We start from the raw sequence: 26,502 nt of genomic DNA on the forward strand, positions 1-26,502 counted from the left end.
TCAGCGGATGGCCCGCTTCGCGACGAGCCGGGCGCAGGCCGCCGCGTCGGTGCGGGAGGTGTCCACCTCCAGGTCGTAGACGACGCCCCGGTGCACGGCCTCGGCCTGGGCGGCGGCCATGCCGGTGGCGCGGTCGCCCCGGGCCCGTTCCCGGGCGGCGGCGACCTCGGGCGCGCAGTGCACGCCGACCCAGAGCACGTCCAGGCCGTCCAGGGCCCGGCTCCAGCGCTGCTGCGAGGCGGTGGTGCCGAGGAAGACCTCGTCGACGATGATCCGGGCGCCGGCCCGGGCCATCGCCGCGACGCCGATGGTCCAGGCCTCGTCCAGTGCGGCGAAGGCGGGCCCGACGGTCACCGTGCCGTCGCCGTCGTCCAGCCCGCCGATGCCCTGGCCGTCGCCGTCCTGCCCGTCGCGCAGCGCGGCGGGCAGCGCGTCGACCAGGGTGTCGGCCCCGAGGGTCAGCCACGGGTCGGGCAGCAGCTCCTGGAGGTGGCGGGCGATGCTCGACTTCCCCGAGCTGGAGCCTCCGTTGAGGACGATCACCTGTGCAGCGCTCATCCCGCCACCCTAGACCGACGGCCTGGACCGACGACCTCCCGCTCAGCCCGCCCGGTGCGCGGCCGCGGCGGCCGCGAAGGAGGCGGCGAGCTGCGGTGATCCTGCCCAGTGCAGGTGCAGATACGAAGCGTGAACGTTGTCGGGGGTGCCGCCGGCGAAGCCCTCGGTGCGCGGACCGGTCGGCAGCCGCCAGCCCCAGGCCGGCCGCTCGCCCGCCGCGGGCTCGCAGACCGTGCGGTGGAACTCGTGTCCGCGTACCCGGGTGCCGGCCGGTGCCAGCGGCGAGTCGTGGAGTGCGACGGCCTCCCGGTAGCCGAGGGTCAGCCGTTCGGTCATCCGGGCCGCCGTGTCCAGCACGCCGCACATCGGCAGGCCGTCCAACTCCCGCCCGAGGTAGAGCAGTCCGGCGCACTCGGCGGCGATCGGCGCGCCCGAGGCGGCGAACGCGGCGATCGCTGTGCGCAGTTGGGTGTTCGCGCTCAGCTCCCGGACGTACAGCTCGGGGAAGCCGCCGCCGATCACCAGACCGGCCGTGCCCTCGGGCAGGCCGTCGGCGTGCAGCGGGTCGAACGGGACCACCTCGGCGCCCGCCGCGGTGAGCAGCTCGGCGTTCTCCGCGTACGAGAAGGAGAACGCGGCGCCGCCGGCCACCGCGATCCGGGGCGTGCCGGCGACCGGCGTGACCTCGGCGGTGGCGTCCCAGGGGGCGGCGTCCAGCGGGGGAGCGGTCCGGGCCAGCGCCAGCACCGCGTCCAGGTCCACCGAGGCGGCGATCAGCCCGCCCATGTCGGCCACCGCCTTCAGGGCCTCCGCCGAGCGCTCCACGGCCGGGATCAGGCCGAGGTGGCGGGACGGCGTGGCGACCGCCGCCGAGCGGCGCACCGCGCCCAGCACGGGTACGCCGGAGCCCTCCTCCAGCGCCTCGCGGAGCAGCAGCTCGTGCCGGTCGGAGGCGACCCGGTTGAGGATCACCCCGGCGAGCCGGACCTCCGGGTCCCAGGAGGCGAAGCCGTGCACCAGCGCGGCCACCGAGCGGGACTGCGAGGAGGCGTCCACAACCAGCACCACGGGTGCCCGCAGCAGCTTGGCCACGTGGGCGGTGGACGCCAGCTCGCCGCGCCCGGACGCGCCGTCGAACAGCCCCATCACGCCCTCGACCACCGCCACGTCCGCACCGGCCGCGCCGTGCAGGAAGAGCGGCGCGACCCGCTCCGGCCCGCACATGAACGCGTCCAGGTTGCGGCCCGGCCGCCCGGCGGCCAGCGCGTGGTAGCCCGGGTCGATGTAGTCCGGGCCGACCTTGTGCGGGGAGACCGCCAGCCCGCGTGCGGCGAGCGCGGCGATCAGGCCGGTGGCGACGGTGGTCTTGCCGGAGCCGGAGGACGGCGCGGCGACGACGAGACGGGGGATGGTGTTCAACGGCCCACTACTTTCAACAGGCTGCCACTCTCAACGGGCTACCACTCGATACCGCGCTGGCCCTTGCGGCCGGCGTCCATGGGGTGCTTGACCTTGGTCATCTCGGTGACCAGGTCGGCGAAGTCGGTCAGCGCCTCGGGGGCGTACCGGCCGGTGATGACGACGTGCTGGCTGCCGGGGCGGTCCTTGAGCACGGACACCACCTCGTCCGGGTCGATCCAGCCCCAGTGCATCGGGTAGGTGAACTCGTCCAGCACGTAGAAGCGGTAGGTCTCGGCGGCCAGGTCGCGCTTGACCTGCTCCCAGCCCTCCTTGGCGGCCGCCTCGCTGTCCATCTCCATCTCGCTGGAGCGCTGGATCCAGGACCAGCCGGAGCCCATCTTGTGCCAGTCGACCGTGCCGCCCTCGCCGGAGGCGCCGAGCACGCGCAACGCGTTCTCCTCGCCGACCTTCCACTTGGCGGACTTCACGAACTGGAAGACCCCGACCGGCCAGCCCTGGTTCCAGGCCCGCAGCGCCATGCCGAACGCGGCGGTGGACTTGCCCTTGCCGGGGCCGGTGTGCACGGCCGTGATCGGCAGCGTGCGGCGCTGACGGGTCGTCAGGCCGTCCTCGGGAACGCTCTCGGGAACACCCTTGGGCATCGGGATCAGGCCGCCTTTCGTATCGGGTGGGTGGAGCGGTTCTCACGGACGAGCGAGGCCACGCCCTCGGCGCGCAGCTCGTCCAGGGTCACGGCGGAGGCGCCGAGTTGCGCCGCCAGGGTACGGGCCAGGCCGAGCCGCACCGGCCCGGACTCACAGTCCAGCACCACGCTCGCCACGCCCTGCGCGGCCAGCAGTCCGGCCGCCCGCCGCGACTGCGCGACGGCGTCCCGGGCGCCGGTGGCCCGGCCGTCGGTCACCACGACCAGCAGCGGACGGCGGTGCGGGTCGCGCATCCGCTCGACCCGCAGCACCTCGTGGGCGCGCAGCAGTCCGGCCGCCAGCGGGGTCCGGCCGCCGGTGGGCAGAGACTCCAGCCGGGCCGCGCCGACCTCGACGGACGAGGTGGGCGGCAGCGCCAGCTCGGCGGACGCGCCGCGGAAGGTGATCATGCCGATCTTGTCGCGGCGCTGGTAGGCGTCCATCAGCAGCGAGAGAACGGCGCCCTTGACGGCGGTCATCCGCTGCCGGGCCGCCATCGAGCCGGAGGCGTCCACCACGAAGAGCACCAGGTTGGACTCCCGGCCCTGGCGGACCTGCTCGCGGAAGTCGTCCTTCTGCAGCAGCAGCGCCCGGGACGCCCGCCCGCGCGCCACCTGGTGCGGCGCGGCGGCCTGCAGGGTGGCGCTCAGGTGCAGCCGGGCCAGCCGGCCCTGCGGGCGGCGGGCGCGGATGGTGTGGCCGCCGTCGGTCTCCGCGGGGGAGCGGCGGCCCTGGGCGCCCTTCCCGGTGCCGTCCACCTTGAACAGCTTCGTGCGGTACGGGTCGCCGGCCGCCACCGGGGCGGACTCCCGCGCGGGGGCGGGGTGCTGGGCCGGTACCGGCTGCTGCTCGGGGGCGTCCTGGGGTGCGTCGGGGGCGGGGGCGTCGGCGCCCGCGGGGGCCTCGGGCCCGGCCGGCTCGGGTGCGCCGCCGCCGCCGTTGTCGGGGCCGCCGCCGTCCGGGCCGGGGCCGTCGTCCTCGGGGCCCTCCGGCTGCGGGTCGTCCGGTCGCGGGTCCTCGGGCTGGGGGTCCTCGGGCTGCGGGTCCTCGGGCTGGGCGTGCTCCTCCAGCGTCCGGTCCAGCTGCTCCTCGTCCAGCCCCGGCGCGTCGAAGGGGTTGCGCCGGCGGCGGTGCGGCAGTGCCAGCTGGGCGGCCTTGCGGACGTCCTCCTCCAGCACCTCCGTGCGCCCGGCCCAGGCGGCCAGCGCGACGGCGGTGCGCGCCATCACGATGTCCGCGCGCAGCCCGTCCACCTCGAACGCGGCACAAACGGCGGTGATCTGACGGAGCGCCACATCGGTCAGCTCGACCTTCGGCAGCAACTCCCGTGCCACGGTGATGTGCTCGGCGAGTGCCCGCTCGTCCTCGGCGAACCGCGCGGCGAACCCGGCCGGGTCGGCGTCGTACGCCAGCCGGCGGCGGACCACCTCGGCGCGCTCGGCCGGCTCCCGGGTGGCGGCGATCTCGACGGTCAGGCCGAACCGGTCGAGCAGCTGCGGCCGCAGCTCACCCTCCTCCGGGTTCATCGTCCCGACCAGCAGGAACCGCGCCGCGTGCCGCACCGAGACGCCCTCGCGCTCGACGTACGAGCGGCCCATCGCGGCTGCGTCCAGCAGCAGGTCCACCACGTGGTCCTGGAGCAGGTTGACCTCGTCGATGTAGAGCACGCCGCGGTGCGCCTGGGCCAGCAGCCCCGGCTCGTACGCCTTGACGCCCTCGGCGAGCGCCCGCTCCAGGTCGAGCGAGCCGACGATCCGGTCCTCGGAGACGCCGACCGGCAACTCGACCAGCCGGGCCGGGCGTTCGGACGCCGGCAGGCCGCTGTGCGCGCCGTCCGGGCAGTGCGGGTCCGGTGCGGCCGGGTCGCAGGCGAAGCGGCAGCCGTCGACGGTGGCGATGGACGGCAGCAGGCCGGCCAGCGCGCGCACCATGGTCGACTTGGCGGTGCCCTTCTCGCCGCGCACCAGCACGCCGCCGACGGCCGGGGAGACCGCGTTGAGCAGCAGCCCGAGCCGCAGGTCGGCCATGCCGACGATCGCGGTGAAGGGGTAGCGGACGTCACTCATGATTCTCCAAGGGGGCCCCGGGCGGCAGGAACGGCAGCGAACCCGCGGCCGGCACCCCGCCCTCGATCAGCTTCCACAGCGCGTCGGTGTCCGCGTGCTCCTCGATCAGGTCGCCCAGCCGGTCGAGCCGGGCCTCTCTCGCCTCGGCGAACGAGACGTCCGGCGCGGGCACGAACGCCCGGCCCGACAACCCGGCCACCTCGCGCAGCAGTTCGCGCCGGAACCCGTCGTTCTCCAGCGCACCGTGCCACGTCGTGCCCCAGACCGCCCCCACCCGGCAGCCGTCCAGGAACGGTGTGCCGCCCTCGACGGACACCACCCCGTGGTGGATCTCGTACCCCTCGACCCGCTGCCCGTACGCCTCGCCGACCGGCCGGCCGAGCACCTTCTCGGCGCCGAAGCGGACGTGCGTGGGCAGCAGCCCGAGGCCGTCGACGGCGCCGGCCTTGGACTCGACCTCGTCCACGATGGTGCGCGCCAGCATCTGGTAGCCGCCGCAGACCCCGAGGACCGGCAGCCCGGCCGCCGCCCGCGCCCTGAGCGCCGGCTCCAGGCCGCGCTCGCGCAGCCAGGCCAGGTCGGCGACGGTGGCGCGGGTGCCGGGCAGCACGACCAGATCGGCGTCGGCCAGCTCCTCGGGCCGGGTGGCCCAGCGGACCAGGACGCCCGGCTCCTGGGCCAGCGCGTCCAGGTCGGTGAAGTTGGAGAGCCGGGGGAAGCGCACCACGGCCACCCGCAGCACGTCCGCGCCGAGCGGCCCGCGGCCGGCGGTCCGGTCGACCACGGTCGACAGGTCGAGCGAGTCCTCGGCGTCCAGCCAGAGGTCCGGCAGCATCGGCAGGGTGCCCAGCACCGGGCGGCCGGTCAGCTCGCGCAGCATCTCCAGGCCGGGCGCGAGCAGCCGCGCGTCGCCCCGGAACTTGTTGACGAACCAGCCGGCCACGTGCCGCTGGTCCTCGGCCGAGAGCAGCGCCAGCGTCCCGTACATCGCGGCGAACACGCCGCCGCGGTCGATGTCGCCGACCACCACGACCGGCAGCCCGGCGGCGGTGGCCAGGCCCATGTTGGCGATGTCGCGGTCCCGCAGGTTGATCTCGGCGGGCGAGCCGGCGCCCTCGCAGACCACCACGTCGTAGCGGCGGCGCAGGTCGGCCAGGCACTCCAGGGCGCGCTCCAGCAGGACGGGCTTGCGTTCGCGGTAGTCCAGCGCGCCGACCTCGGCGACCGGGCGGCCGAGCAGCACCACCTGGCTGCGGCCGTCCGCGCCCGGCTTGAGGAGCACCGGGTTCATCGCCGCCTCGGGCTCCACCATGGCCGCCTGGGCCTGCATCGCCTGGGCGCGGCCGATCTCGGCACCGTCGGCGGTGACGAAGGAGTTCAGCGACATGTTCTGCGCCTTGAACGGCGCCACCGCGACACCCTGCCGGGCCAGCCAGCGGCAGATGCCCGCGGTGACCACGCTCTTGCCCGCGTCCGAGGTCGTTCCGGCGACCAGAAGCGCGTTGCTCATGCGTTCCCCCTCCTTCTCGTGAAAGCCCGGATCACCAGGTGCCCGGCCACGGTCGTACCCAGTGCCAGCGCGCCCACCCGGCGGGAGAGCCGGCAGGCGCGCTCGATGTCGTCCACCGTCACCGGCCGCAGCTCCTCGCCCAGCACCGGCCGGTGCTCGATGCGCTCGCCGTAGCGCAGGGTGCCCCCGAGCCGGACGCCGACCGCTCCGGCGAAGGCCGACTCGGCCTGGCCCGCGTTGGGGCTCGGGTGCGCGGAGCCGTCCCGCCGCCAGACCCGCCAGGCGGTCCGGGGCTCGGGCGCGGCGGCCACCGTGAGCAGGGCGGTCAGCCGGGCGCCCGGCCAGCCCGCCACGTCGTCCAGCCGCGCCGAGGCCCAGCCGAACCGGGCGTGCCGCGGCGAACGGTGGCCGACCATCGCGTCCAGGGTGTTGACGGCCCGGAACGCCAGCAGCCCGGGCGTGCCCGCGACCGTGCCCCAGACCAGCGCGTTCACCACGGCGTCGGCGGTGTTCTCGGCGACCGACTCGACCACCGCGCGGGCGATCTGCTGTCCGTCCAGCGCACTCGGGTCGCGCCCGCACAGGTGCGGCAGCCGCGCGCGGGCCGCCGTCAGATCGCCCGCGGCCAGCGAGCGGCCGATGGTCCGGGCCTCACGGGTCAGCGAGGTGCCGCCGAGCACCGTCCAGGTCGCGGCGGCGGCCAGCGCGGCCCGGCCCAGCGGCCGGCGGCCGAGGACGCGCTCGGCGGCCACCGCGCCGGCGGCGACGGTGCCCACGCAGAGCGCGGTGTAGGCGGCGCCGGCGGCCCGGTGGTCGCGCCAGAGCCGCTTCTCCAGCCGGCCGGCCGCGCTGCCGAAGACGGCCACCGGGTGGCCGCGGCGCGGGTCGGCGAACCGGGCGTCGGCGAGATACCCCGCGACGGCGCCCAGCGCGAAGGCGGCGGCGCGGGTCAGCGGGCGCACGGCGGACAGCAGAGGGCTCGGAGGGGCGGGGCAGCCTGCATGGCGTGCGTGTCCTCACTCAGGGTCCGCGCCCTGGATTGACGTACCGGGGGCGAGAGTCTCCTGGCTTCCGGGTCGAACGCACTCCCGGGCCTTCCAGCGGCTTCTGACGGCCCGCCGTGGCATCGTCCGGACGTGCTCCCCGGTGACAGTGGCGGGACCGCGCCGGACTCTCACCGGCTTCCTCTGCATGCCTCCGTATTGGCTGAAGGATCCCATCACGGGGCCGAACCGCGAGTCAACCAAGGTCACGGAGGGTTTGGTCACACGGTCTCCGCGTTTCCCGCCCCGTTCCCGTCCCCGTCGCTACCTCCGATCGCCACCCCGCGCAGGGGCATGACAGCCTGTGCGTTCGTCCAGCGGCCTGTAGGCCCCTGCAGTCGCGCTTCGTGTGTTCGGCGGCTGGGGCGGTCCGACCGCCGACCCCTACCGTCGGGCCATGCGACGAAGACAGCCCCCCGCCGTGCCCCCGGTGCCCTTCTCGCCCGCGGCCGCCCGCGCGCATCGCGCCGGCCTCGGCCTGACCCCCGAGCGGGTGGCCGAGGGCATGGCCGCGCACGGGGTGCGGCTGCTGCCCGCCCATGTGCTCGGCTGGGAGAGCGGCGAGCTGCGCCCGACCGAGGAGGAGTTCATCGCGCTGGCCCGCGCCCTCTGGTGCCCGCCCGCCCAGCTGATGGGCGTCCGCCCGGCCGGGCTGAGGGACTTCCGGGTCGCCCGCGAGCTCAACCAGGAGAACGCGGCCCGCAGGATCGGCATGGCCCTGCACCACTACCGGCGGGCCGAGGCCACCGGCGTCTGGGGCGGTGACCAGGAGCAGACGTACGCACTCGCCCAGGTGCTCGGCCTGACCCTGCGCGAACTGGTCGCCGTGACGGGCCGTCGGGACGAGCTCGACCAGCGGCTGCGGCAGTGCGTGGACGGCCGCTGGCAGGCGCACGTCCGGGCGATCGGCCGGATCGTGCCGGTGCACGAGGGCGACCTCGCCGCCGTGCTGACGGCGCTGCAGAACGAGAACCAGGTCTCCTCCCACTGGGGCGCCGGCAGCTGGGGCTCCCCGGCTCCTGCGGCGCGGAGCGCGCAGCCGGAGCAGCCGCTCGACGAGCGGTTCTGGGAGCTGCTCGGGCGGCTGGAGACCGAGATCCCGGCCTGAGGGGCTCTCCCGCCCGCGCATGCGCACGCGGTCCCGCCCGCGCATGCGCACGCCGTCCCGGCACGGGCCCGGCATGACCCGGACGGCCGTGCCCGGTGGCCGGGCGCCGCCCCCGCGAGTGGACTGGTGGGTACAGTGCCCAGTCCACGACCAACAGAGCGGGGAGCGATATGCGTTGGGGAACCGCAGCCGCCGTGGCGGCCGCCGCCGTCGGTGCCGGGGCCGCCGTGCTGGTCATCGGCCGAAGGGCCTCCGAGCGGATGGTCCGCCCGTCGGCGGCCCGGGGGCGGGCCGCCGGTCCCGTCCTGGTCCAGGCCCTCGCCCCCGGGCGCGTCACCTTCACCCGCAGCCCGGAGAGCATCCGCCCCGGCCGCTGGGCCGTCGAGTGGGGCGACAACGGGCACGCCGTGGTCGACGAGATCCTGCACGGCGACGAGCGGGGCGTCACCCGGCGGCTGGCCCGTGCGGACCGCGGCACCCTGACGCCCGGCACCGCGGTCCGCTTCACCCCCCGCGTCCACCTCGGCGACCCGACCAGCGCCCTCGGCCTGCCGTTCACCGAGACCACCGCGGCGGGCGAGCTGGGTGCCTTCCCGGCCTGGTACGTCGACGGCAAGCGCGGCACCTGGGTCGTGCTGATCCACGGCGCCGGCGCCGACCGGCAGCAGACCCTCCCGGTGCTTCCGCTGCTGGACCGGCTCGGCCTGCCCGCCCTGGCCGTCACCTACCGCGGGGACGCGGGCGCGCCCGCCTCCCCGGACGGCCTCGGCCACTTCGGCGAGACCGAGTGGCGGGACGTCGAGGCGGCCGTGCGGCTCGCCCTGGACAGCGGCGCCGGGCGGATCATCCTCTACGGCTGGTCGGTCGGCGCCACCATCGCCCTGCAGACCGCCGCCCGGTCCGCCTGGGCCTCCTCGATCAGCGGCCTGATCCTGGACTCGCCCGTCCTCGACCTGCCCGCCACCGCCCGCCGGGGCGCCGCCCGGGCCGGCTTCCGCGGCGCCGCCGCCGAGCTGGGCGCCCTCGCGGCGGAGGGCCGCACCGGCGTCGACCTGGCCGACTTCGCGCGGATCGCGGACGGTACCGACCTGCGGGTGCCCACCCTCGTCCTGCACGGCCCGGACGATCCGCTGGCGCCCTGGCAGGCCGCCGCCCGGCTCGCCGGCCGCCGCTCCGACGTGGTCGGACTCCAGCCCGTCCCCGGCGGCGACCACGCGGCCCTCTGGAACGCCGATCCGGCCCGCTACGAGGAGCACCTCCGCCGCTGGCTCACGCCGCTCCTCTGATCCCCGGTGGCGCCCCCGGCGGCCGAGCCGGGCCGCCGGGGCGCCGTGCCGCCTTCACCGGCCGTCTCCGTGGCCTCCCCGCCCCCTCCTCTTCCTCCTCCCACCCGTCACCGCGCTTGCATGACGTGCCCACGCCACACAGATCCGGCCAGGCGGTTTGGCCTCTGTTGCCCGATCTTGTGGACCCCCCGCGCCCGCCTCCCGGTGCCCGTGGCGAACCGGATGTGACAGAAGGCCGGTACAAGGGGAAGACTGCACGACGTGACGTCTCGGAACCCGCGCGACCGTGATGCCCCGCTCCCGCCGACGATCGGTTCCGGTGCGACGGTTACCCGTCTCCCCGGAACGGCCCACCACCCCGCCGGCGCCCGGCCGGGCGGCCCCGGCGTACCCCGCCGACGAGGCCCCGCACCCGCTCCCGGCCGTGGCCGGGTCCCGGTGCCCGAGGGCTTCCCCGCTCCCGCCGAGCTCGCGCCGCTGGCCCGGCGGATGCTGGTCGACGCCGTCCGGATCGCCCGCTGGGCCGGTGAGCTCGCCGAGGTCGACAAGCGTGGCGAGCTGCTCCCCGAGGACGCCCGCGCGGCCGGCCGCGCGCTGGCCATGACGGTCGGCGCCGCCGCCAACGCGTGGGGCCAGGCCCTGCTGGTCGGCCTGGTCGAGGCCCGGGACGGCGGCGCCGCCCCCGGCTGGCGCCTGCACGCCTGGGAGCACGACGACGAGGCCGTGGTCCGCGGCTGGTCGGCGTTGTTCGACGCCTGGACACTGCTCGCCCCGGTGCCGCCGGCCGCCCTGCGCGGCGTCTTCGCGGTGCTCGCCGGGCAGGCCGTCGACCAGGCGCCGCAGCTGCTCTCCTTCCTGCACCTGGTGGCCGGCCCGGTCGCCGACAGCGAGCTGCTGGAGCTGCTGCGCCGCGGCCTGGACGAGCGCCGGGTCGGCGGCGGCACCGGGGCACTGGGCCTGTCGCCCGTGCCGCACGCCGCGTCCGCCGTCTCGGCCGTCCGCGGCACCTGCCGCGAGCCGCAGATCGACACCCCGGCCGCCACCGCCGACGTCGCCGCCGTCCTGGACTGGATGCTGGACGGCCTGGCCGCCGTCGGCGCGGTGGTCCGCAAGGACGAGGCGGCCGAGCTGTCCCCGCTGGGGCACTGGGCGGTGCGGGCCAAGCTGGAGGAGATCTGCACCGTCGCGCAGACCGCCGCCGGCCACATCGAGCAGAGCGCCTTCGAGCTGCTCAACGCCTGCGCCGACTACTCGCCGGGCCCGGCCCGCGCCGAGTTCCGCGCCTGGGTGGCCGCCCGCCCGGCCGACCGCGCCGTGGCCGAGCTGCTGGACGCCGCGCAGGGTGACGACGCCCTGGTGCGCGGCCTCGCCTTCGAGGCGCTGCGGGTGGCCGGTTCCACCGCCGAGCAGGCCGTGCGGGCCGCCGTGGACGAGCCGGTGCTGCGCCCGTACGCGCTGCTCTGGCTGGCCGAGCAGTCGGACGAGGGCGTGGCCCCGGCGGACGTGCTGGGGGCGGAGGACGCCGCCTGGCTCTGGGTGGACACCGCCGCGGCCGTACTGGACCACGGGGAGACCGAGCTGCTGGTGGGCCATGTCGAGGGCGCCTCGGCCGGTGACCCGGTCCGGCTGTTCGCCCGTGCCCGGCAGTCCGGGCACCCCCGGGCGGCCTCGGTGCTGACCGCCGTCTCCGGGGTCCACCCGGACCCGGCCGTGGCCCGCGCGGCCCGCCGTTCGGCCTTCAGCGTCCACCGCGGCGGCGCCTGAGCCGCAGGAACGGCCGCGTCGCCCGGATGACACCGGACACGACGAAGGGCCCGGATCCGTTCACCGGATCCGGGCCCTTCGTCGTGCGTGTCGTGATCAGTCGAGCCGCGACTCGGCGCGGCGCGCCCGCACGTCCCCGACCTTCTGGCCGACCTTGCGTCGGATGACCAGCAGCGGGGCCATCGCGGCCAGCGTGATCTGGCCGTAGGCGCCGATGTGCAGCAGGTAGTCGCCGCCCTTGAGGCCGGTCGCCCAGGCCGCGAGGCAGCCGATCGAGAGGACGATCCAGCAGAGCGTGGCGGTGGCCAGCAGCCCCTGCGGCTTCGGGTACTCGATCCGGCTCATCATCAGGTACGCGGTGCCCGCGATGGCCAGCAGACCGGGCAGGAACGGCGGGTCGAGCAGCACGATGGCGATCACCGTCATGGCGCCCATCGGGCAGGGCATGCCCTGGAACACCCCCGGCCGCATCTTCACGGCCGAGAACCGGGCCAGCCGCAGCACCACGGACAGCAGCACCGTGAGCGCGATCAGGGCCGAGAGCCGGCTGTCGGAGCCCGGCGAGACCATGCCCCAGACCGCGACGAAGTAGGCCGGCGCGATGCCGAAGCTGATCAGGTCGGCCAGGTTGTCGAGTTCGGCCCCGAGGGCGGAGGAGCGCAGCTTGCGCGCCACCAGCCCGTCGAAGAGGTCGCACATCGAACCGATCAGCAGCAGCGTCACCGCGGTGGCGGCGCTGTGCTTGTCCGGCGCGGCGTCCGGGTTGGTGATGTGCGGGACCAGGACCCCGGTGGTGATCGAGTAGATCGCCAGGAAGCCGCAGACGGCGTTCCCCAGGGTCAGGAAGTCGGCGGTGGACAGGTGCTGCGGAGAGCGCGGAGCACGCAGCTCGCGGTCGCGCGCCCAGCGGCGGCGGCGCAGGGCCGTCTCCTCGTCGTCCAGACCGACGATCGTCTCAGGTTCAGTCACGGTCAAGGCGCGTCACCCCGGCTGTGGTCTTCTGGCCGACCTCGACGCCGACCTCGACGCCGGCCGGCAGGTAGGTGTCGACCCGGGAGCCGAAGCGGATCAGACCGATCCGATCGCCCTGCTCGACCTTGGTACCGGCGTCCACGTACGGCACGATCCGGCGGGCCACGGCCCCCGCGATCTGCACCATCTCGATGTCGCCGAGTTCGGTGTCGAAGTGCCAGACGACCCGCTCGTTCTGGTCGCTGTCCTTGTTGAACGCGGGCACGAAGCCACCGGCGACGTGCTCGACGGACGTCACCGTGCCGGGCAGGGGCGCCCGGTTGACGTGGACGTTGAGCGGGCTCATGAAGATCGCGACCCGGGTGCGGCCGTCCGGCCAGGCGTCGATGCTCTGCACCACGCCGTCGGCGGGCGAGATCACCGTGCCGGTGCCGATCTCACGCTCGGGGTCGCGGAAGAACCACAGCATGCCCGCGCCGAGCGCACAGGCAGGAACAGCCGCCAGGGCCCACTTGCCACTGCGCCGGGTGAGGGCGGTGGTCACGGCGGCCGTGGCGAGGGTGGGGACGAACCAGGGGGTGGCTCCGCGCGCGATGGTCACGCGGGGTCGCCGACCGGCCGTCGTGGCTGCGAGGGCATCGCGGTCCGTGACGGAGGTGTGAGGGGACGGGCTGATGGGCATCGAAGACCTTTGTCGCGGGGGATCATGGCCGCTGGACGGGGGCCACCGCGGGGATCGAGTAATAAAGGGACGGCTGCTGTCCCGGTGGATGCTATCGGGAGCACACGGTGGGTGGGCAACCCGCCTGCTCGTTCATGTGTCCTGCGTGAGGCGTCGTCGCGCCTCCTTGGTATACGACCGTAGCTCGACCCGCTCCGGTTCCCAAGGGTCCGGACCGGGCTGGTGACTCTTGTCTCAACGGGTGGGCCGGCGGAACCGGGCGCGGCGTGGCGCCGTACCCCAGGTGGGGGATGGTGCGGCCGTCCGGCGGGGCGGGTGAGGGTGCGCCGAAGCGGCCGCAAGGCGCGTGACAGCAGCTGTACGCCCTGCGGCCGCTTCGGTAGCCGTGCCGGACCCCAGGCGGACCAGGCCGGGGCCGTGGTGGGCACGGCGGGGTGCCGGGACGGGCCCGCACGCCCGTCGTCCGGCCGTCAACGGGCCGTTCTCCCGACCCTCGGCGCGTCGCCGCACCGGGGGCCGGGTCACCGTCGGTCACTCCGCGATGCGGTACTCCTCCAGCAGGCGGCGGCCGACGATCATCTTCTGGATCTCCGCAGTACCTTCACCGATGAGCAGCATCGGGGCCTCGCGGTAGAGGCGCTCGATCTCGTACTCCTTGGAGAAGCCGTAGCCGCCGTGGATGCGGAAGGCGTCCTCGACGACCTCCTTGCAGTACTCGGAGGCGAGGTACTTGGCCATGCCGGCCTCGAGGTCGTTGCGCTCGCCGCCGTCCTTCTTGCGGGCGGCCATCACCATCATCTGGTGGGCGGCCTCGACCTTGGTGGCCATCTCGGCGAGCTTGAACTGGATCGCCTGGTGCTCGGCGATCTTCTTGCCGAAGGTGGAGCGCTGCTGGGCGTAGGAGATGCCCAGCTCGAAGGCGCGGCGGGCGACGCCGCAGCCGCGGGCGGCCACGTTGACGCGGCCGACCTCGACGCCGTCCATCATCTGGTAGAAGCCCTTGCCCGGGACGCCGCCGAGGACGCGGTCGGCCGGGATGCGGACGTCCTGGAGCACCAGCTCGGTGGTGTCGACGCCCTTGTAGCCCATCTTCTCGATCTTCCCGGGCACGGTGAGGCCGGGGACGGTCGGGTTCGGGCCGAACCCCGCCGTCTTCTCGATCAGGAAGGTGGTCATGTTCTTGTACGGGGAGCTGCCGCCCTCGTCGGTCTTGCAGAGCACCGCGACCAGGGTGGACGTGCCGCCGTTGGTCAGCCACATCTTCTGGCCGTTGAGGACGTAGAAGTCCCCGTCCTTGACGCCCTTGGTGGAGATGGCCGAAACGTCGGAGCCGAGGCCGGGCTCGGACATCGAGAAGGCGCCGCGGGTCTCGCCGGCCGCCATTTTCGGCAGGAAGTAGTCCTTCTGCTCCTGGGTGCCGTGCGCGTTGATCATGTGCGCCACGATGAAGTGCGTGTTGACGATGCCGGAGACGGACATCCAGCCGCGGGCGATCTCCTCCACCACCAGGGCGTAGGTGAGCAGCGACTCGCCGAGGCCGCCGTACTCCTCGGGGATGGTGAGCCCGAAGAGGCCGAGCTGCTTCATGCCCTCGACGATGGCGGTGGGGTACTCGTCCTTGTGCTCCAGCTCGGTCGCGACCGGAATGATCTCCTTGTCGACGAAATCCCGCACGGTGGCGAGGATGTCCCGCTGGATCTCGGTGAGGCCGTCGGTCTGTGCGAGGCGTCCCATCGTGCGGCTCCTGTGGCGAAGAGAGAAGGGGTGTCGCGCGGCGCTCCCTCGAAAGGGTGGCGGCGGGCGACGGGAGGGTGGGGGAGAGAGCAAAAAGCGGGGGGGGGGGGGATTGCCGGGGGCCCTGCCGGCGTGGCTGCGGCAGCAGGGCCCCCGTTCCGGGTGGGGATCGGCCGATGACGGCGGCCTACCCGTCCGGGGTCCAGGAGCTCCGAGGTTCCGGGAGCTCCGGGGTCCGTGGGTCTCCCGGGCTCAGGAGAGGGGAGTGGGACGGCCGGGCTGCTCGCCGCCGCGCTCCTTGATGTACGTCTCGGTCGGCACCATCACCTTGCGGCGGAAGATGCAGACGACCGTGCCGTCCTGCTTGTACCCCTTGGTCTCGACGTAGACGATGCCGCGGTCGTCCTTGGACTTGGACGGCCACTTGTCGAGCACGGTCGTCTCGCCGTAGATGGTGTCGCCGTGGAAGGTCGGCGCGATGTGCCGCAGCGACTCGATCTCCAGGTTGGCGATCGCCTTGCCGGAGACGTCCGGGACGGACATGCCGAGCAGCAGCGAGTAGATGTAGTTGCCCACCACGACGTTCTTGCCGAAGTCCGTCGTCTTCTCCGCATAGTTGGTGTCCATGTGGAGCGGGTGGTGGTTCATGGTGAGCAGACAGAAGAGGTGGTCGTCGTACTCGGTGACCGTCTTGCCGGGCCAGTGCTTGTAGACCGCGCCGACCTCGAACTCCTCGTAGGTGCGTCCGAACTGCATCTCAGTGGTCCTTAGGGGGTCAGGCCTGCGGGGGCTCGAACTTGGAGGTGCGCTGGAAGCCGGCGGCGCGGCCCTTGCCCGCGATGACCAGGGCCATCTTGCGGCTGGCCTCGTCGATCATCTCGTCGCCGAGCATCGCGGAGCCCTTGGCGCCGCCCGCCTCGGAGGTGCACCAGTCGTAGGCGTCGAGGATCAGCTCGGCGTGGTCGTAGTCCTCCTGCGAGGGCGAGAAGATCTCGTTCGCGGCGGCGACCTGGTCCGGGTGGAGCACCCACTTGCCGTCGAAGCCGAGCGCGGCGGCGCGGCCGGCCACCTCGCGGTAGCCCTCCTGGTTGCGGATCTGCAGGTAGGGGCCGTCGATGGCCTGCAGGTCGTTGGCGCGGGCGGCCATCAGGATGCGCATCAGGATGTAGTGGTAGGCGTCGGCCGGGTAGCCCGCCGGCTGCTCGCCGACCACCAGGGACTTCATGTTGATCGAGGCCATGAAGTCGGCCGGGCCGAAGATGATGGTCTCCAGGCGCGGGGAGGCCTCGGCGATCGCGTCGACGTTGATCAGGCCCTTGGCGTTCTCGATCTGCGCCTCGATGCCGATCTTGCCGACCTCGAAGCCCATGGTCTTCTCGATCTGGGTGAGCAGCAGGTCCAGCGCCTTGACCTGCTCGGCGTCCTGGACCTTCGGCAGCATGATGCAGTCGAGGTTCGGGCCGGCGCCCTCGACGACCGTGATCACGTCGCGGTACGTCCAGTGGGTGGTCCAGTCGTTGACCCGGACGACCTTGGTCTTCTTGCCCCAGTCGCCGTTGTTCAGCGCGTCGACGATGTTGTGCCGGGCGCTCTCCTTCACCAGGGGGGCGCAGGCGTCCTCCAGGTCGAGGAAGACCTGGTCGGCCGGGAGGCCCTGGGCCTTCTCCAGGAAGCGCGGGTTGGAGCCCGGCACGGCGAGGCAGGAGCGGCGGGGGCGCAGGCGGTTGACGTTAGCCATGAGGGGTGGTCGGTTCCTTCCGGGATCAGCTGCTGGACGCGGCGGGGGTCGGCGTCCACGGCTGGAGCCTGTTGGCCAGCCGGATCTCGTCCACGATCCGGCCGATGATGGTCGTGATGCCGAAGTCCTTCGGGGTGAACACGGCGGCGACGCCGGCGGCCTTGAGGGCCTCGCCGTCCGCTGCCGGGATGATGCCACCCACGATCACCGGGACATCCTCCACCCCGGCCCGGCGCAGCCGGTGCAGGACGTCGGGCACGAGCTCGGAGTGGGCGCCCGAGAGGATCGACAGGCCGACGCAGTGCACGTCCTCCGCGACGGCCGCGGAGACGATCTGCTCGGGCGTCAGCCGGATGCCCTGGTAGACCACCTCGAACCCGGCGTCGCGGGCCCGGACGGCGATCTGCTCGGCGCCGTTGGAGTGCCCGTCCAGTCCGGGCTTGCCGACCAGCAGGCGCAGCTTGCCGCTGCCCAGCTCGGCGGCGGTCGCGGCGACCGCCGCACGGACGGCGGCCAGCTCGCCGCCGGGCTCGGCCGCCACGGCGACCGGGGCGCCGCCGACGCCGGTGGGCGCGCGGTACTCGCCGAAGACCTCGCGCAGGGCGAAGGACCACTCGCCGGTGGTGACCCCGGCGCGGGCGCAGGCGAGCGTCGCGGTCATCAGGTTGGCGTCGGTGGCGGCGACGGCCTTGAGCTCCTCCAGCGCGCGCAGCGCCGCGCTCTCGTCGCGCTGCTCGCGCCACTTCTCCAGGGAGGCGAGCACGGACTGCTCGGAGGCCGGGTCGACCACCATGATCGCGGTGTCGAGGTCGGCCGTGAGCGGGCTCTCCTCGGTGGTGTCGAAGCAGTTGACCCCGATGATCTTGTCCTCGCCGGACTCGATCCGGGCCCGGCGGGCGGCGTGCGAGGAGACCAGGTTGGACTTCAGGTAGCCGGACTCGACGGCGGGGATGACCCCGCCCATCTCCAGCACCTTGGCGATCTCGGCCTCGGCGCCGGCCAGCAGCGCGGCGGTCTTGGCCTCGATCACCTCGGAGCCGTTGAAGATGTCCCCGTACTCCAGCAGGTCGGACTCGTAGGCGAGCACCTGCTGGATGCGCAGCGACCACTGCTGGTCCCACGGCCGGGGCAGGCCGAGCGCCTCGTTCCAGGCCGGCAGCTGGACGGCCCGGGCGCGGGCGTCCTTGGAGAGCGTGACGGCGAGCATCTCCAGCACGATCCGCTGGACGTTGTTCTCCGGCTGCGCCTCGGTCAGGCCCAGCGAGTTGACCTGGACGCCGTAGCGGAACCGGCGCTGCTTCGGGTCCTGGATGCCGTACCGCTCCAGCGTGACCTTCTCCCAGAGCTGGGCGAAGGCGCGCATCTTGCACATCTCCTCGACGAAACGCACGCCGGCGTTGACGAAGAAGGAGATCCGGGCGACCACCTCGCCCATCCGCTCCGCCGGCACCTGGCCGGAGTCGCGGACGGCGTCCAGCACCGAGATGGCGGTGCACATCGCGTAGGCGATCTCCTGGACCGGGGTGGCCCCGGCCTCCTGGAGGTGGTAGCTGCAGATGTTGATCGGGTTCCACTTGGGGATGCTGCCGACCGTGTAGGCGATCATGTCGGTGATCAGGCGCACCGAGGGCCCGGGCGGGAAGACGTGCGTCCCGCGCGAGAGGTACTCCTTGACGATGTCGTTCTGGGTGGTGCCGGTGAGCTTGGCGATGTCGGCGCCCTGCTCCTCGGCGACCACCTGGTAGAGCGCCAGCAGCCACATCGCGGTGGCGTTGATCGTCATCGAGGTGTTGGTCTGCTCGAGCGGGATGCCGTCGAACAGGGTGCGCATGTCGCCGACGTGGCCCACCGGCACGCCGACCCGGCCGACCTCGCCGCGGGCGAGGATGTGGTCGGAGTCGTAGCCGGTCTGGGTCGGCAGGTCGAAGGCCACGGAGAGGCCGGTCTGGCCCTTCGCGAGGTTCCGCCGGTACAGCGCGTTGGAGTCGCTCGCGGTCGAGTGCCCCGCGTACGTGCGCATCAGCCAGGGCCGGTCACGCTTCTGGTCGGTCATCGGATCGCCCTTAGATGTCGCGGAAGCGGTTGATGGCCGGCAGGTGCTTGGCGCGGAACTCCTCGTCGCGCACGCCCAGGCCCTCCTCCGGGGCCAGGCAGAGCACGCCGACCTTGCCCTGGTGCTTGTTCTGGTGCACGTCGAGGGCCGCCTGCCCGGTCTCCTCCAGGGAGTAGACCTTCGACAGGGTCGGGTGGATCTTGCCCTTGGCGACCAGGCGGTTCGCCTCGAACGCCTCGCGGTAGTTGGCGAAGTGCGAGCCGACGATGCGCTTCAGCGACATCCACAGGTAGCGGTTGTCGTACTGGTGCATGAAGCCGGAGGTCGAGGCGCAGGTGACGATGGTGCCGCCCTTGCGGGTGACGTAGACCGAGGCGCCGAAGGTCTCGCGGCCCGGGTGCTCGAAGACGATGTCCACGTCCTCGCCGCCGGTGAACTCGCGGATCTTCGAGCCGAGGCGCTTCCACTCGCGCGGGTCCTGGGTGTGCTCGTCCTTCCAGAACTTGTAGCCCTCGGCGGAGCGGTCGATGATCGCCTCGGCGCCCATGGCCCGGCAGATCTCGGCCTTGGCGTCGTTGGAGACCACGCAGATCGGGGTGGCGCCGCCGGCCAGCGCGTACTGGGTGGCGTACGAGCCGAGGCCGCCGCTGGCGCCCCAGATGAGCACGTTGTCGCCCTGCTTCATGCCGGCGCCGTTCCGGGAGACCAGCTGGCGGTAGGCGGTGGAGTTGACCAGGCCCGGGGAGGCGGCCTCCTCCCAGCTGAGGTGCTTCGGCTTGGGCAGCAGCTGGTTGGTCTTCACCAGCGCGAGCTGGGCCAGGCCGCCGAAGTTGGTCTCGAAGCCCCAGATGCGCTGCTCCGGGTCCATCATCGTGTCGTTGTGGCCGTCCGGGGACTCCAGCTCGACCGAGAGGCAGTGGGCGACCACCTCGTCGCCCGGCTTCCAGACGTTGACCCCGGCGCCGGTGCGCAGGACGACGCCCGCGAGGTCCGAGCCGAGGATGTGGTACGGCAGGTCGTGACGCTTGGTCAGCGGCGAGAGCCGGCCGTAGCGCTCCAGGAAGCCGAAGGTGGAGACCGGCTCGAAGATCGAGCTCCACACGGTGTTGTAGTTGACGGAGCTCGCCATGACGGCGACCAGGGCCTCGCCGGGGCCCAGCTCGGGCAGGGCGACCTCGTCGAGGTGAAGGGACTTGCGCGGGTCCTTGTCACGGCTGTCGAGGCCCGCGAACATCTGCTCCTCGTCCTTGTGGAGCGTGACGGCTCGGTAGGACTCGGGGAGCTTGATCGCGGCGTAGTCCTCCGACGTGGCGTCGTTGCTGAGGATCGCGTCGAGGATTTCCTGCATGGCTGCCTCCGAAGGCGTACCTGTGTGAGGGGCACAGGGCGTCTGGGGGAGCCGGGAGCGGACACCGGCTTCGCTGAAATGGGTGGTGGGTGGTGTGGCTGGTGGGCCTGGTGTGCTGGGCACAGCTCCCGGGGTGTGGGAGCGCCTGACGACGGCGCGCCGAGGTGGGGAGCCGCGGCGCCGCGGACTGGTGGGTAACAAGGTAGTGGCACCCTGTGCCACTCGTAAAGACACCGGGTGTCATCAATTCGGGTGGATCAAATCCGTGTTCGAGCGCCCGTGCGCGGGTGCGCGAAGGGCCCGCACCGGCACTCCGGTACGGGCCCTCGAAACCGCCTCGCGCGGCTGTGACCTGCGAAAATGCTGGAGGTCAGGCCTCCCTGGCGCCGCTCAGCGCCGCCCTGATGCTGTCCACCACGACGTCCAGCGGGGCGTCGGTCCGGGCCACTGTGATGAGTACCTCACCTCCGGGGCTGGCACTCAGTGCGCTTGCGGCAGCCGCCTCCAGTCCCGCCACACTGGCACCGGGTGCCACGAGTGACCCGCGCCGGCGGGCACCGGGGGCGGAGGCGGCCCAGAAGGTCCGCCGGATCACCTCGAAGGAGTGGTCCAGCTGCGCCTCCACGTCCCCCCGGCCGCCGGCCCGCAGCCAGCGCCGCAGCACGTGGTTGTGGGCCGCGACGACGGCCGCCGCCGACACCTCGGCCAGCATCGAGTCGTCCTCGCCGCCGTGCTGCCAGCCCGAGGGGATCTCCCCGGCGGTGTCGAACCGCCCCAGCAGGTACCGGGTGAAGAGCCGCTCGTACCGCGCCACCACGGCGATCTCCCGCTCGCGCAGCGCCGGCACCTGACGGATCAGCTGGTACCGGGCGACCGAGACGGCCGGGGTGGAGGCGTACATCCGGAGCACCTCCTTGATGCCCCGGCAGACCACGTCCAGCGGGTGCTCCTCGGGCTCGGCGCTGGCCAGCAGGTCGGCCACCCGGACCAGGGTGTCGTCGTGGTCCGGGAAGATCGCCTCCTCCTTGGACCGGAAGTACCGGAAGAAGGTCCGCCGGGCCACCCCGGCGGCCGCGGCGATCTGGTCGACCGTCGTCTCCTCGTAGCCCTGCGAGGCGAACAGCTCCATCGCGGCGGTGGCCAGGTCCTGGCGCATCTGCTGGCGCTGGGCGGCCGCCCGGCGGCTGCCCGGACCCCCGTCGGAGGCGGCGGGGCCGGAGCCGGCCGGCCGGTCGGCGCCGCGCGCTGCGGCGGCGTGCTGCGGGGAGGCTGACTGAACCCGATCCATGCCCGGAACGCTACACGTCCCGGCGGCCGGCGCCGCGGGCCTTCCCCGCCGCACCGGCGCGACCGGGCCGGTCACGGCCGGTCTGGGCCAGCGGGCGGACACCGTCCCGGGGCTCCAGCCCGGCCGCGCCGCGCCGCCGGTCACCGCGGCGCCGGGAGCCGGCCCGCCGGCCGAGGGCGTGGTCACCGGCGCGCGTGGTCGCGGAAGCCGCGGCCGGTCTTGCGGCCCAGGCAGCCGGCCGCGACCAGGTGCTCCAGGAGCGGCGCCGCGGCCAGGCCCGGCTCGCGGAACTCCTGGTGCAGCACCTTCTCGATGGTCAGCGAGACGTCCAGGCCGACCACGTCGAGCAGCTCGAACGGGCCCATCGGGTAGCCGCAGCCCAGCTTCATCGCGGTGTCGATGTCGTCCACCGTCGCGTAGTGCTCCTGGAGCATCCGCACCGCGTCGTTCAGGTACGGGAAGAGCAGCGCGTTCACGATGAAGCCGGCCCGGTCACCGCACTCCACCGGGTGCTTCTTCACCCTGGCGCACAGCTCCAGCACGGTCGCGGTGACGTCCGGCGCGGTGAGCACCGTGGAGACCACCTCGACCAGCCGCATGGCCGGCGCGGGGTTGAAGAAGTGCATGCCGATCACGTCCTGCGGCCGCGAGGTGGCCGAGGCGCAGCTGATCACCGGCAGCGAGGACGTGGTGGTGGCGAGCACCGCGCCCGGCTTGACGATCTTGTCCAGGATGGCGAACAGCTCGCGCTTGACCTGCAGGTCCTCGGCGACGGCCTCGACCACCAGGTCGACGTCGGCCAGCTCGGCGTACTGCCCGACCGGGGTCACCAGCTCCAGCGCCGCGTCCCGCTGCTCCGGGGCCAGCCGGCCCTTGGAGACGGAGCGCTCCAGCGACTTCGCCAGCTGCGCCTTGGCCCGCTCCGCCTTCTCCAGGCTGCGGGCGGCCAGCAGCACCCGGTACCCGGCCTTGGCGAACACCTCGACGATGCCGGTGGCCATGGTGCCCGAGCCGCAGACGCCGACGCTGCGCACCTCGCGGCCCGGCACCGCCGCCCGCGCCGGCCCGGTGGCGGCGTCGACCGCCCTGGACGAGCCGGGCGCCTCGTAGGTGTAGAAGCCGCGGCCGGACTTGCGGCCCAGCAGCCCGGCCGAGACCAGCTGGCCGAGGATCGGCGCGGGCGCGTGCAGCCGGTCCCGGGACTGCTCGTACATCGCCTCCAGGACGGTCCGGGCGGTGTCCACGCCGATCAGGTCGAGCAGGGCCAGCGGGCCCATCGGCAGGCCGCAGCCGAGCCGCATCGCGGCGTCGATGTCCTCCCGGGTGGCGTACCTGGACTCGTACATCGCGGCGGCCTGGTTCAGGTACGCGAAGAGCAGCCCGTTCACCACGAAGCCGGCCCGGTCGCCGGCGGCCACCGGCTCCTTGCCGAGGTCCCGGGCGAACGCCGCGGCGTCCTCGGCCACCTGCGGGGCGGTCAGCACGGTGCGGACCACCTCGACCAGCTTCATGGTGTGCACCGGGTTGAAGAAGTGCAGGCCCAGCACCCGCTCCGGGCGGGCGGTGGCGGCGGCGATCCGGGTCACCGACAGCGCGGTGGTACCGGTCGCCAGCACCGTGCCCGCCGGGCAGATCCGGTCCAGCTCGGCGAAGATCTCGCGCTTCAGCTCCAGCTGCTCGGGCACCTCCTCGATCACGAGGTCCGCCTCGGCGGCGGCGGTCAGCGCATGGCCGACCGAGATCCGCGCGAGCAGCGCGGCCCGCTCCTCGGCGGTGATCCGCTCCCGGGCCACCGCGTGCGCGGTCGCCTCCTCGATCCGGGCCAGCGCCCGGGCGGCGGAGTCCTCGTTGGCCTCGATGCCGATCACCCGGCGGCCGCTCTTCGCGACCGCGACGGCGACGCCGGCACCCATCGTGCCGAGGCCGACCACGGCGACTGTGGGGAAGGGACGCTCCATCTGTCCTGACTCCTTGTCATAAGGGCCCGCGCGCGCTCCGGCGGACGCGCCGTCGGAGGAGGGTCCGCGCGCGGGGGCTGGGGAGATGACGGTTGCGGCCACCGACGCAGCCGCCGGTCCGCTCCGGCCGTGCTGCGGGTGTGCCGTGGTACTCAGGCGCTCGAGGTGAAGGAAGCGGCTCTGATACGAGGAGAGAATCCGGCCCCGCCGCGATCCGCGGCACCGGCCGGTGAAGGACGCACCACGCGCCCGCCGCGAACGCGACGACCGCGGCCCCGTCGGTGCGGCTCCCGAAGCCCGACGGTGGTGCGTGCGGCCACTGTAGCGAAGCTACTGGTCAGTAGGAAGAGGGCGGGAGCGCCCGGCCGGAAATTCGTTCGGCGCGGTCGGGCGACTTCGCTAGGGTGGGCGGCGCGGGGGCGGCTCCGCGGCGTGCTTCCTTCTCCTCATCTCCTAAATGACCCGAGTGCGCCCACTCTCCGCCCCCGCTTCGTCGTATCTCCGGGGGATCCACCAGTGAAGAAGAAGCAGAACACCGCCACGCCCGACACCGGCCTCGACGAGCTGCTGCTGCGCCGCCACGGGGCCGTCGCCGTCACGGGGGGTGCGCCGCAGGGGGAGCGCGATCCGTGGAGCGCGCGGGGGCTGCTCGCTCTGGAGGCGGATCTCGCGCAGCGCGGGTACCTGCTCACCGGGCCGCTGCGGGCGGCGCTCGGCCGGCTGCGGCCGGCCGCGCTGGGGGAGGCCGGGCAGGCACTGCTGCTGCGGCTCGACGGGCTGACCGGTGCGGACCGGCGGCACCGCCCGCTGTTCCGCCGGTTCCCCGACGGGGTGCCGGACCACGCGCACGGCTACTACTCCGCGAACGTCCGCGCGTTCCTGCTCAACCAGCCGAACCAGCCCTGCGCCTCCTGCGAGCGCACCGGCGCCGAGTGCGGCGTCGGCGCCCTCGCACCCTGCGCCCACCTGCTCTGCGGGGACTGCTACGACGACCTCGGGATCTTCGACGACTGCCGGGCCTGCCCGCTCTGCGCCACCCCGATCGCCGCCGAGCGCTACCTGCCGCTGGACGCGAAGGCCGTCCGCAACGCCGCCCGCGAGCACGGACCGGACGCCAGGCTGCGCCCGCTGCGGCTCGCCGAGGGCGGCGACCGGGCCGCCGTCGCCGTCGCCGAGCTGCGCCGTCTGCTGGAGCGCCGCACCCCGCTGAACCCCCAGGACCGCGAGGACCTCGCGCTGCTGCTCCGGTTCGCCCCCGCCGACCCGGCCGGCTGGCTGCCCGCCGACATCCCCGTCCGGGAGAGCCGGGCCACCGTGCTGGCGGCCCTGCTGCACCGCGACCGCGACGCCGTCCGCCCGCTGCTCGCCGTCCACCTCACCACCGCCACCGACGTGCTCCGGCTGATCTGGGCGTGGTCCGGCGCCGAGCCCGACCTGCTGCCCGCCACCGCCAAGGGCCTGCGGCTGCGCAACCTGCCCCGCCCGCTCCGCCGCGACCTGCTGGCCGTCCTCGACGCGCTCCCGGTCGGCACCCTCGCCGAGGACCTCGGCCGGCACCGCCAGGCCTGGCTGCGCGCCGGCGAGCTGCTGCACCCGTACGAGCACCGCGAGCGCTTCCCGTACGCGGCCGCCGCGTTCGCCGTGCTCCGGCAGAGCGACCTCGACCTGCACGGCCTCGGCCCGCAGCTGCGCGAGGCGCCGGCGCCGCTGCGGGTCAACGAGACCCCGGCCGGTCACACCCGGCTGGTCGTCACCACCTTCGCCGCCCGGGTCGAGCAGGCCCTGGCCGGCGGCGACGTGCCCGCCGCCGTCCGGCTGCTGGCCCGCCGCCCGGGCGAGCTGGTCCGCCGGCTGCACCACCTGCTGCGGGTGCACGCCTCCTGGCGCCCCGGCGAGCCGCTGCCCGCCGAGCTCGCCGAGGAGCTGCCGGCCGCGCTGCGCAGGGTCGCGCCCGGCCCGCTGCTCGGCGCGTACGGGCGGCTGCGCGCACCCCGCGAGATCGGCGAGCGCCGGCTCTACTTCCCGCGCGGGCGGGTCGCGCTGGCGCACGCCCGCGACGACTGGGGCACCGCCGTCCCGGCCGCGCTCGGCGCACCCGTCTGCACCCTGATCGAGGCCGAACTGCTGCGCCGCGCCGGGCAGCACGACCGCCTCGACGTCGCCGTGCTGGACGACGGCCTGGCCGACCTGGTGGTCCCGTTCGCCGAGCGGGCCAGTGCCAGGACGCTGGTCGCGGTGCCGCGCGGCAGCATCCAGAAGCTGCCCGACGGCGGGCGCGTCCGGCTCTTCCTGCACTGGATGCAGCAGCCGCACCAGCGCGTCGACCTCGACCTCTCGGTGGCGTTCTACGACGAGCACTGGCAGTTCACCGGCCTCTGCGACTACACCCACCTGGTGCACGGCCCGCGCGCCGCCGTGCACTCCGGTGACTTCACGTCCGCCCCGCCGCCGCACGGCGCCAGCGAGTTCGTCGACCTCGACCTGCCCGCGCTGGCCGGCCGGGGTGACCGGTACGCGGTGGTCGTCGTCTTCGCCTACAACGACATCCCGTTCGAGGACCTCACCGACGCCTTCGCCGGCTTCATGGAGCTGGACGCCTCGGCGGCGAGCGCGTACCGCAAGGACCGGTTCCACCCGCAGGCCGTGCGGCAGCGGCTGGACCTCGGCGGCGACGCCAAGGTCAGCGTGCCGATGATCGTCGACCTGGAGCGGCGCAGCTACACCTGGACCGACCTCAACACCAGCGCCTCCGGCGGCTTCCACAACGTCTGGCGGTACCGGGACCGGATCGGCACCCTCGCCGGGGACGTGACGGCGCACTTCGCCGAGGGCTCCCGCGCCACGCTCTGGGACCTCGCCGTCGCCACCGCCGCCGCCCGCACCGACGAGGTGCTCGTCCGCACCCGCGGCGGTGCGCTCGACGGCTACCGCCGCGCCGCCGGCGAGCCGGTGACGGCCTTCGCCGAGCGGGTGCGCGCCCGGCACCTGCCGGACGAGCAGCAGGGCGGTCCGGCCGACGACACCGCCCTCGGCCTGGCGGCACGGCTCGCCGGAGCCAGGGCCTTCACCGCCCTGGTGCACGCCGACGTGCCGGCGCCGGCGGGCCTCGGCGGCGCCCTCTACCGGCTGTACCCGGGCTGGCTGGACGAGGCCCCGGACACCGTGGAGCGGCTGACCGCGGGGGATCTGGTGGCCCTGTTCGCCCCGGACGAGTGAACGGGCGGACAGGCATCCGCCCGTTCCACCCGATAGGGGAGTACCGCGCGTCCAACTCCCGGGGCAGCATGGA

At 74.0% G+C, this 26,502-nt stretch carries 19 protein-coding genes and 1 riboswitch; of the genes, 4 read left to right on the top strand and 15 right to left on the bottom strand.

All coding sequences use genetic code 11. The annotated features are described in order from the left end of the window. Genes cpt through ACZ5WK_RS15765 form a run of 6 tightly spaced genes read right to left on the bottom strand, consistent with a single transcriptional unit; the run spans window position 1 to window position 7,201 of the window. Window positions 1-558, bottom strand: coding sequence for a chloramphenicol phosphotransferase CPT (cpt, locus tag ACZ5WK_RS15740; RefSeq protein WP_465547905.1), 558 nt, complete (start codon window positions 556-558; stop codon window positions 1-3). 42 nt (window positions 559-600) lie between these two features. Beyond that, window positions 601-1,977: a cobyrinate a,c-diamide synthase gene (locus ACZ5WK_RS15745; RefSeq protein WP_465547907.1), complete on the bottom strand. Its 1,377-nt coding sequence runs from the start codon at window positions 1,975-1,977 to the stop codon at window positions 601-603. Window positions 1,978-2,015: 38 nt separating this feature from the next. Continuing rightward, on the bottom strand, window positions 2,016-2,621 hold the full coding sequence (cobO, locus tag ACZ5WK_RS15750; RefSeq protein ID WP_465547909.1) for a cob(I)yrinic acid a,c-diamide adenosyltransferase: 606 nt from the start codon (window positions 2,619-2,621) through the stop codon (window positions 2,016-2,018). A gap of 5 nt (window positions 2,622-2,626) precedes the next feature. Continuing rightward, the gene (locus ACZ5WK_RS15755; RefSeq protein ID WP_465547911.1) at window positions 2,627-4,729 is read right to left on the bottom strand and encodes a putative cobaltochelatase; all 2,103 of its coding nucleotides are present in this window, start codon (window positions 4,727-4,729) and stop codon (window positions 2,627-2,629) included. Beyond that, window positions 4,722-6,239, bottom strand: a complete 1,518-nt coding sequence (locus ACZ5WK_RS15760; RefSeq protein ID WP_465547913.1) for a cobyric acid synthase — start codon at window positions 6,237-6,239, stop codon at window positions 4,722-4,724. Before ACZ5WK_RS15760 ends, ACZ5WK_RS15755 begins: the two co-directional genes overlap by 8 nt. Beyond that, window positions 6,236-7,201 carry a cobalamin biosynthesis protein gene (locus tag ACZ5WK_RS15765; RefSeq protein ID WP_396324213.1) on the bottom strand — a complete coding sequence of 322 codons (966 nt, stop codon included), beginning with the start codon at window positions 7,199-7,201 and terminating at the stop codon, window positions 6,236-6,238. The genes ACZ5WK_RS15760 and ACZ5WK_RS15765 overlap by 4 nt, the downstream gene beginning before the upstream one ends. A 76-nt stretch (window positions 7,202-7,277) precedes the next feature. Continuing rightward, a riboswitch (cobalamin riboswitch) is annotated at window positions 7,278-7,475 on the bottom strand. A 204-nt stretch (window positions 7,476-7,679) separates the two neighbouring features. Between ACZ5WK_RS15765 and ACZ5WK_RS15770 the strand changes: the two genes are divergently transcribed. The 3 genes from ACZ5WK_RS15770 to ACZ5WK_RS15780 all read left to right on the top strand — a co-directional run bounded on the left by ACZ5WK_RS15770 (window position 7,680) and on the right by ACZ5WK_RS15780 (window position 11,440). Further along, a complete protein-coding gene (locus tag ACZ5WK_RS15770; protein WP_465547916.1) occupies window positions 7,680-8,390 on the top strand; it encodes a helix-turn-helix domain-containing protein in 711 nt (236 codons plus the stop codon). Between the two features lie 170 nt (window positions 8,391-8,560). Next, window positions 8,561-9,676 (top strand): alpha/beta hydrolase, encoded by a 1,116-nt coding sequence (locus ACZ5WK_RS15775; RefSeq protein WP_465547918.1) that lies wholly within the window; start codon window positions 8,561-8,563, stop codon window positions 9,674-9,676. 438 nt (window positions 9,677-10,114) lie between these two features. After that, window positions 10,115-11,440, top strand: coding sequence for a hypothetical protein (locus tag ACZ5WK_RS15780; RefSeq protein ID WP_465547920.1), 1,326 nt, complete (start codon window positions 10,115-10,117; stop codon window positions 11,438-11,440). 96 nt (window positions 11,441-11,536) lie between these two features. Here the strand turns inward: ACZ5WK_RS15780 and ACZ5WK_RS15785 are convergent, their stop codons facing one another. The 9 genes from ACZ5WK_RS15785 to ACZ5WK_RS15825 all read right to left on the bottom strand — a co-directional run bounded on the left by ACZ5WK_RS15785 (window position 11,537) and on the right by ACZ5WK_RS15825 (window position 23,213). Continuing rightward, a complete protein-coding gene (locus ACZ5WK_RS15785) occupies window positions 11,537-12,415 on the bottom strand; it encodes a CDP-alcohol phosphatidyltransferase family protein (RefSeq protein WP_374105984.1) in 879 nt (292 codons plus the stop codon). Further along, entirely contained in the window at window positions 12,402-13,094 is a 693-nt protein-coding gene (locus ACZ5WK_RS15790; protein ID WP_396324209.1) for a phosphatidylserine decarboxylase, read from the bottom strand. Before ACZ5WK_RS15790 ends, ACZ5WK_RS15785 begins: the two co-directional genes overlap by 14 nt. A 531-nt stretch (window positions 13,095-13,625) precedes the next feature. Beyond that, a complete protein-coding gene (locus ACZ5WK_RS15795; protein WP_465547923.1) occupies window positions 13,626-14,828 on the bottom strand; it encodes an acyl-CoA dehydrogenase family protein in 1,203 nt (400 codons plus the stop codon). 252 nt (window positions 14,829-15,080) lie between these two features. Further along, window positions 15,081-15,584, bottom strand: coding sequence for a MaoC family dehydratase (locus tag ACZ5WK_RS15800; protein ID WP_030059972.1), 504 nt, complete (start codon window positions 15,582-15,584; stop codon window positions 15,081-15,083). Between the two features lie 19 nt (window positions 15,585-15,603). Beyond that, window positions 15,604-16,566, bottom strand: a complete 963-nt coding sequence (locus tag ACZ5WK_RS15805) for an HpcH/HpaI aldolase/citrate lyase family protein (RefSeq protein WP_396324207.1) — start codon at window positions 16,564-16,566, stop codon at window positions 15,604-15,606. A gap of 25 nt (window positions 16,567-16,591) precedes the next feature. Then, a complete protein-coding gene (locus ACZ5WK_RS15810) occupies window positions 16,592-18,619 on the bottom strand; it encodes a protein meaA (protein ID WP_396324206.1) in 2,028 nt (675 codons plus the stop codon). Between the two features lie 10 nt (window positions 18,620-18,629). Then, entirely contained in the window at window positions 18,630-19,967 is a 1,338-nt protein-coding gene (gene ccrA / locus ACZ5WK_RS15815) for a crotonyl-CoA carboxylase/reductase (protein WP_465547926.1), read from the bottom strand. Window positions 19,968-20,337: 370 nt separating this feature from the next. Then, window positions 20,338-21,255 carry a TetR family transcriptional regulator gene (locus ACZ5WK_RS15820; protein ID WP_465547928.1) on the bottom strand — a complete coding sequence of 306 codons (918 nt, stop codon included), beginning with the start codon at window positions 21,253-21,255 and terminating at the stop codon, window positions 20,338-20,340. A 182-nt stretch (window positions 21,256-21,437) separates the two neighbouring features. Further along, a complete protein-coding gene (locus ACZ5WK_RS15825) occupies window positions 21,438-23,213 on the bottom strand; it encodes a 3-hydroxyacyl-CoA dehydrogenase family protein (protein WP_465547930.1) in 1,776 nt (591 codons plus the stop codon). A gap of 516 nt (window positions 23,214-23,729) precedes the next feature. On the opposite strand from ACZ5WK_RS15825, the gene ACZ5WK_RS15830 reads away from it, so the two are divergent. Beyond that, window positions 23,730-26,429 (top strand): MXAN_6230/SCO0854 family RING domain-containing protein, encoded by a 2,700-nt coding sequence (locus ACZ5WK_RS15830; RefSeq protein ID WP_465547932.1) that lies wholly within the window; start codon window positions 23,730-23,732, stop codon window positions 26,427-26,429. The last annotated feature ends 73 nt before the right edge of the window (window positions 26,430-26,502 follow it).

Source organism: Kitasatospora sp. NPDC032757, from assembly GCF_055579305.1.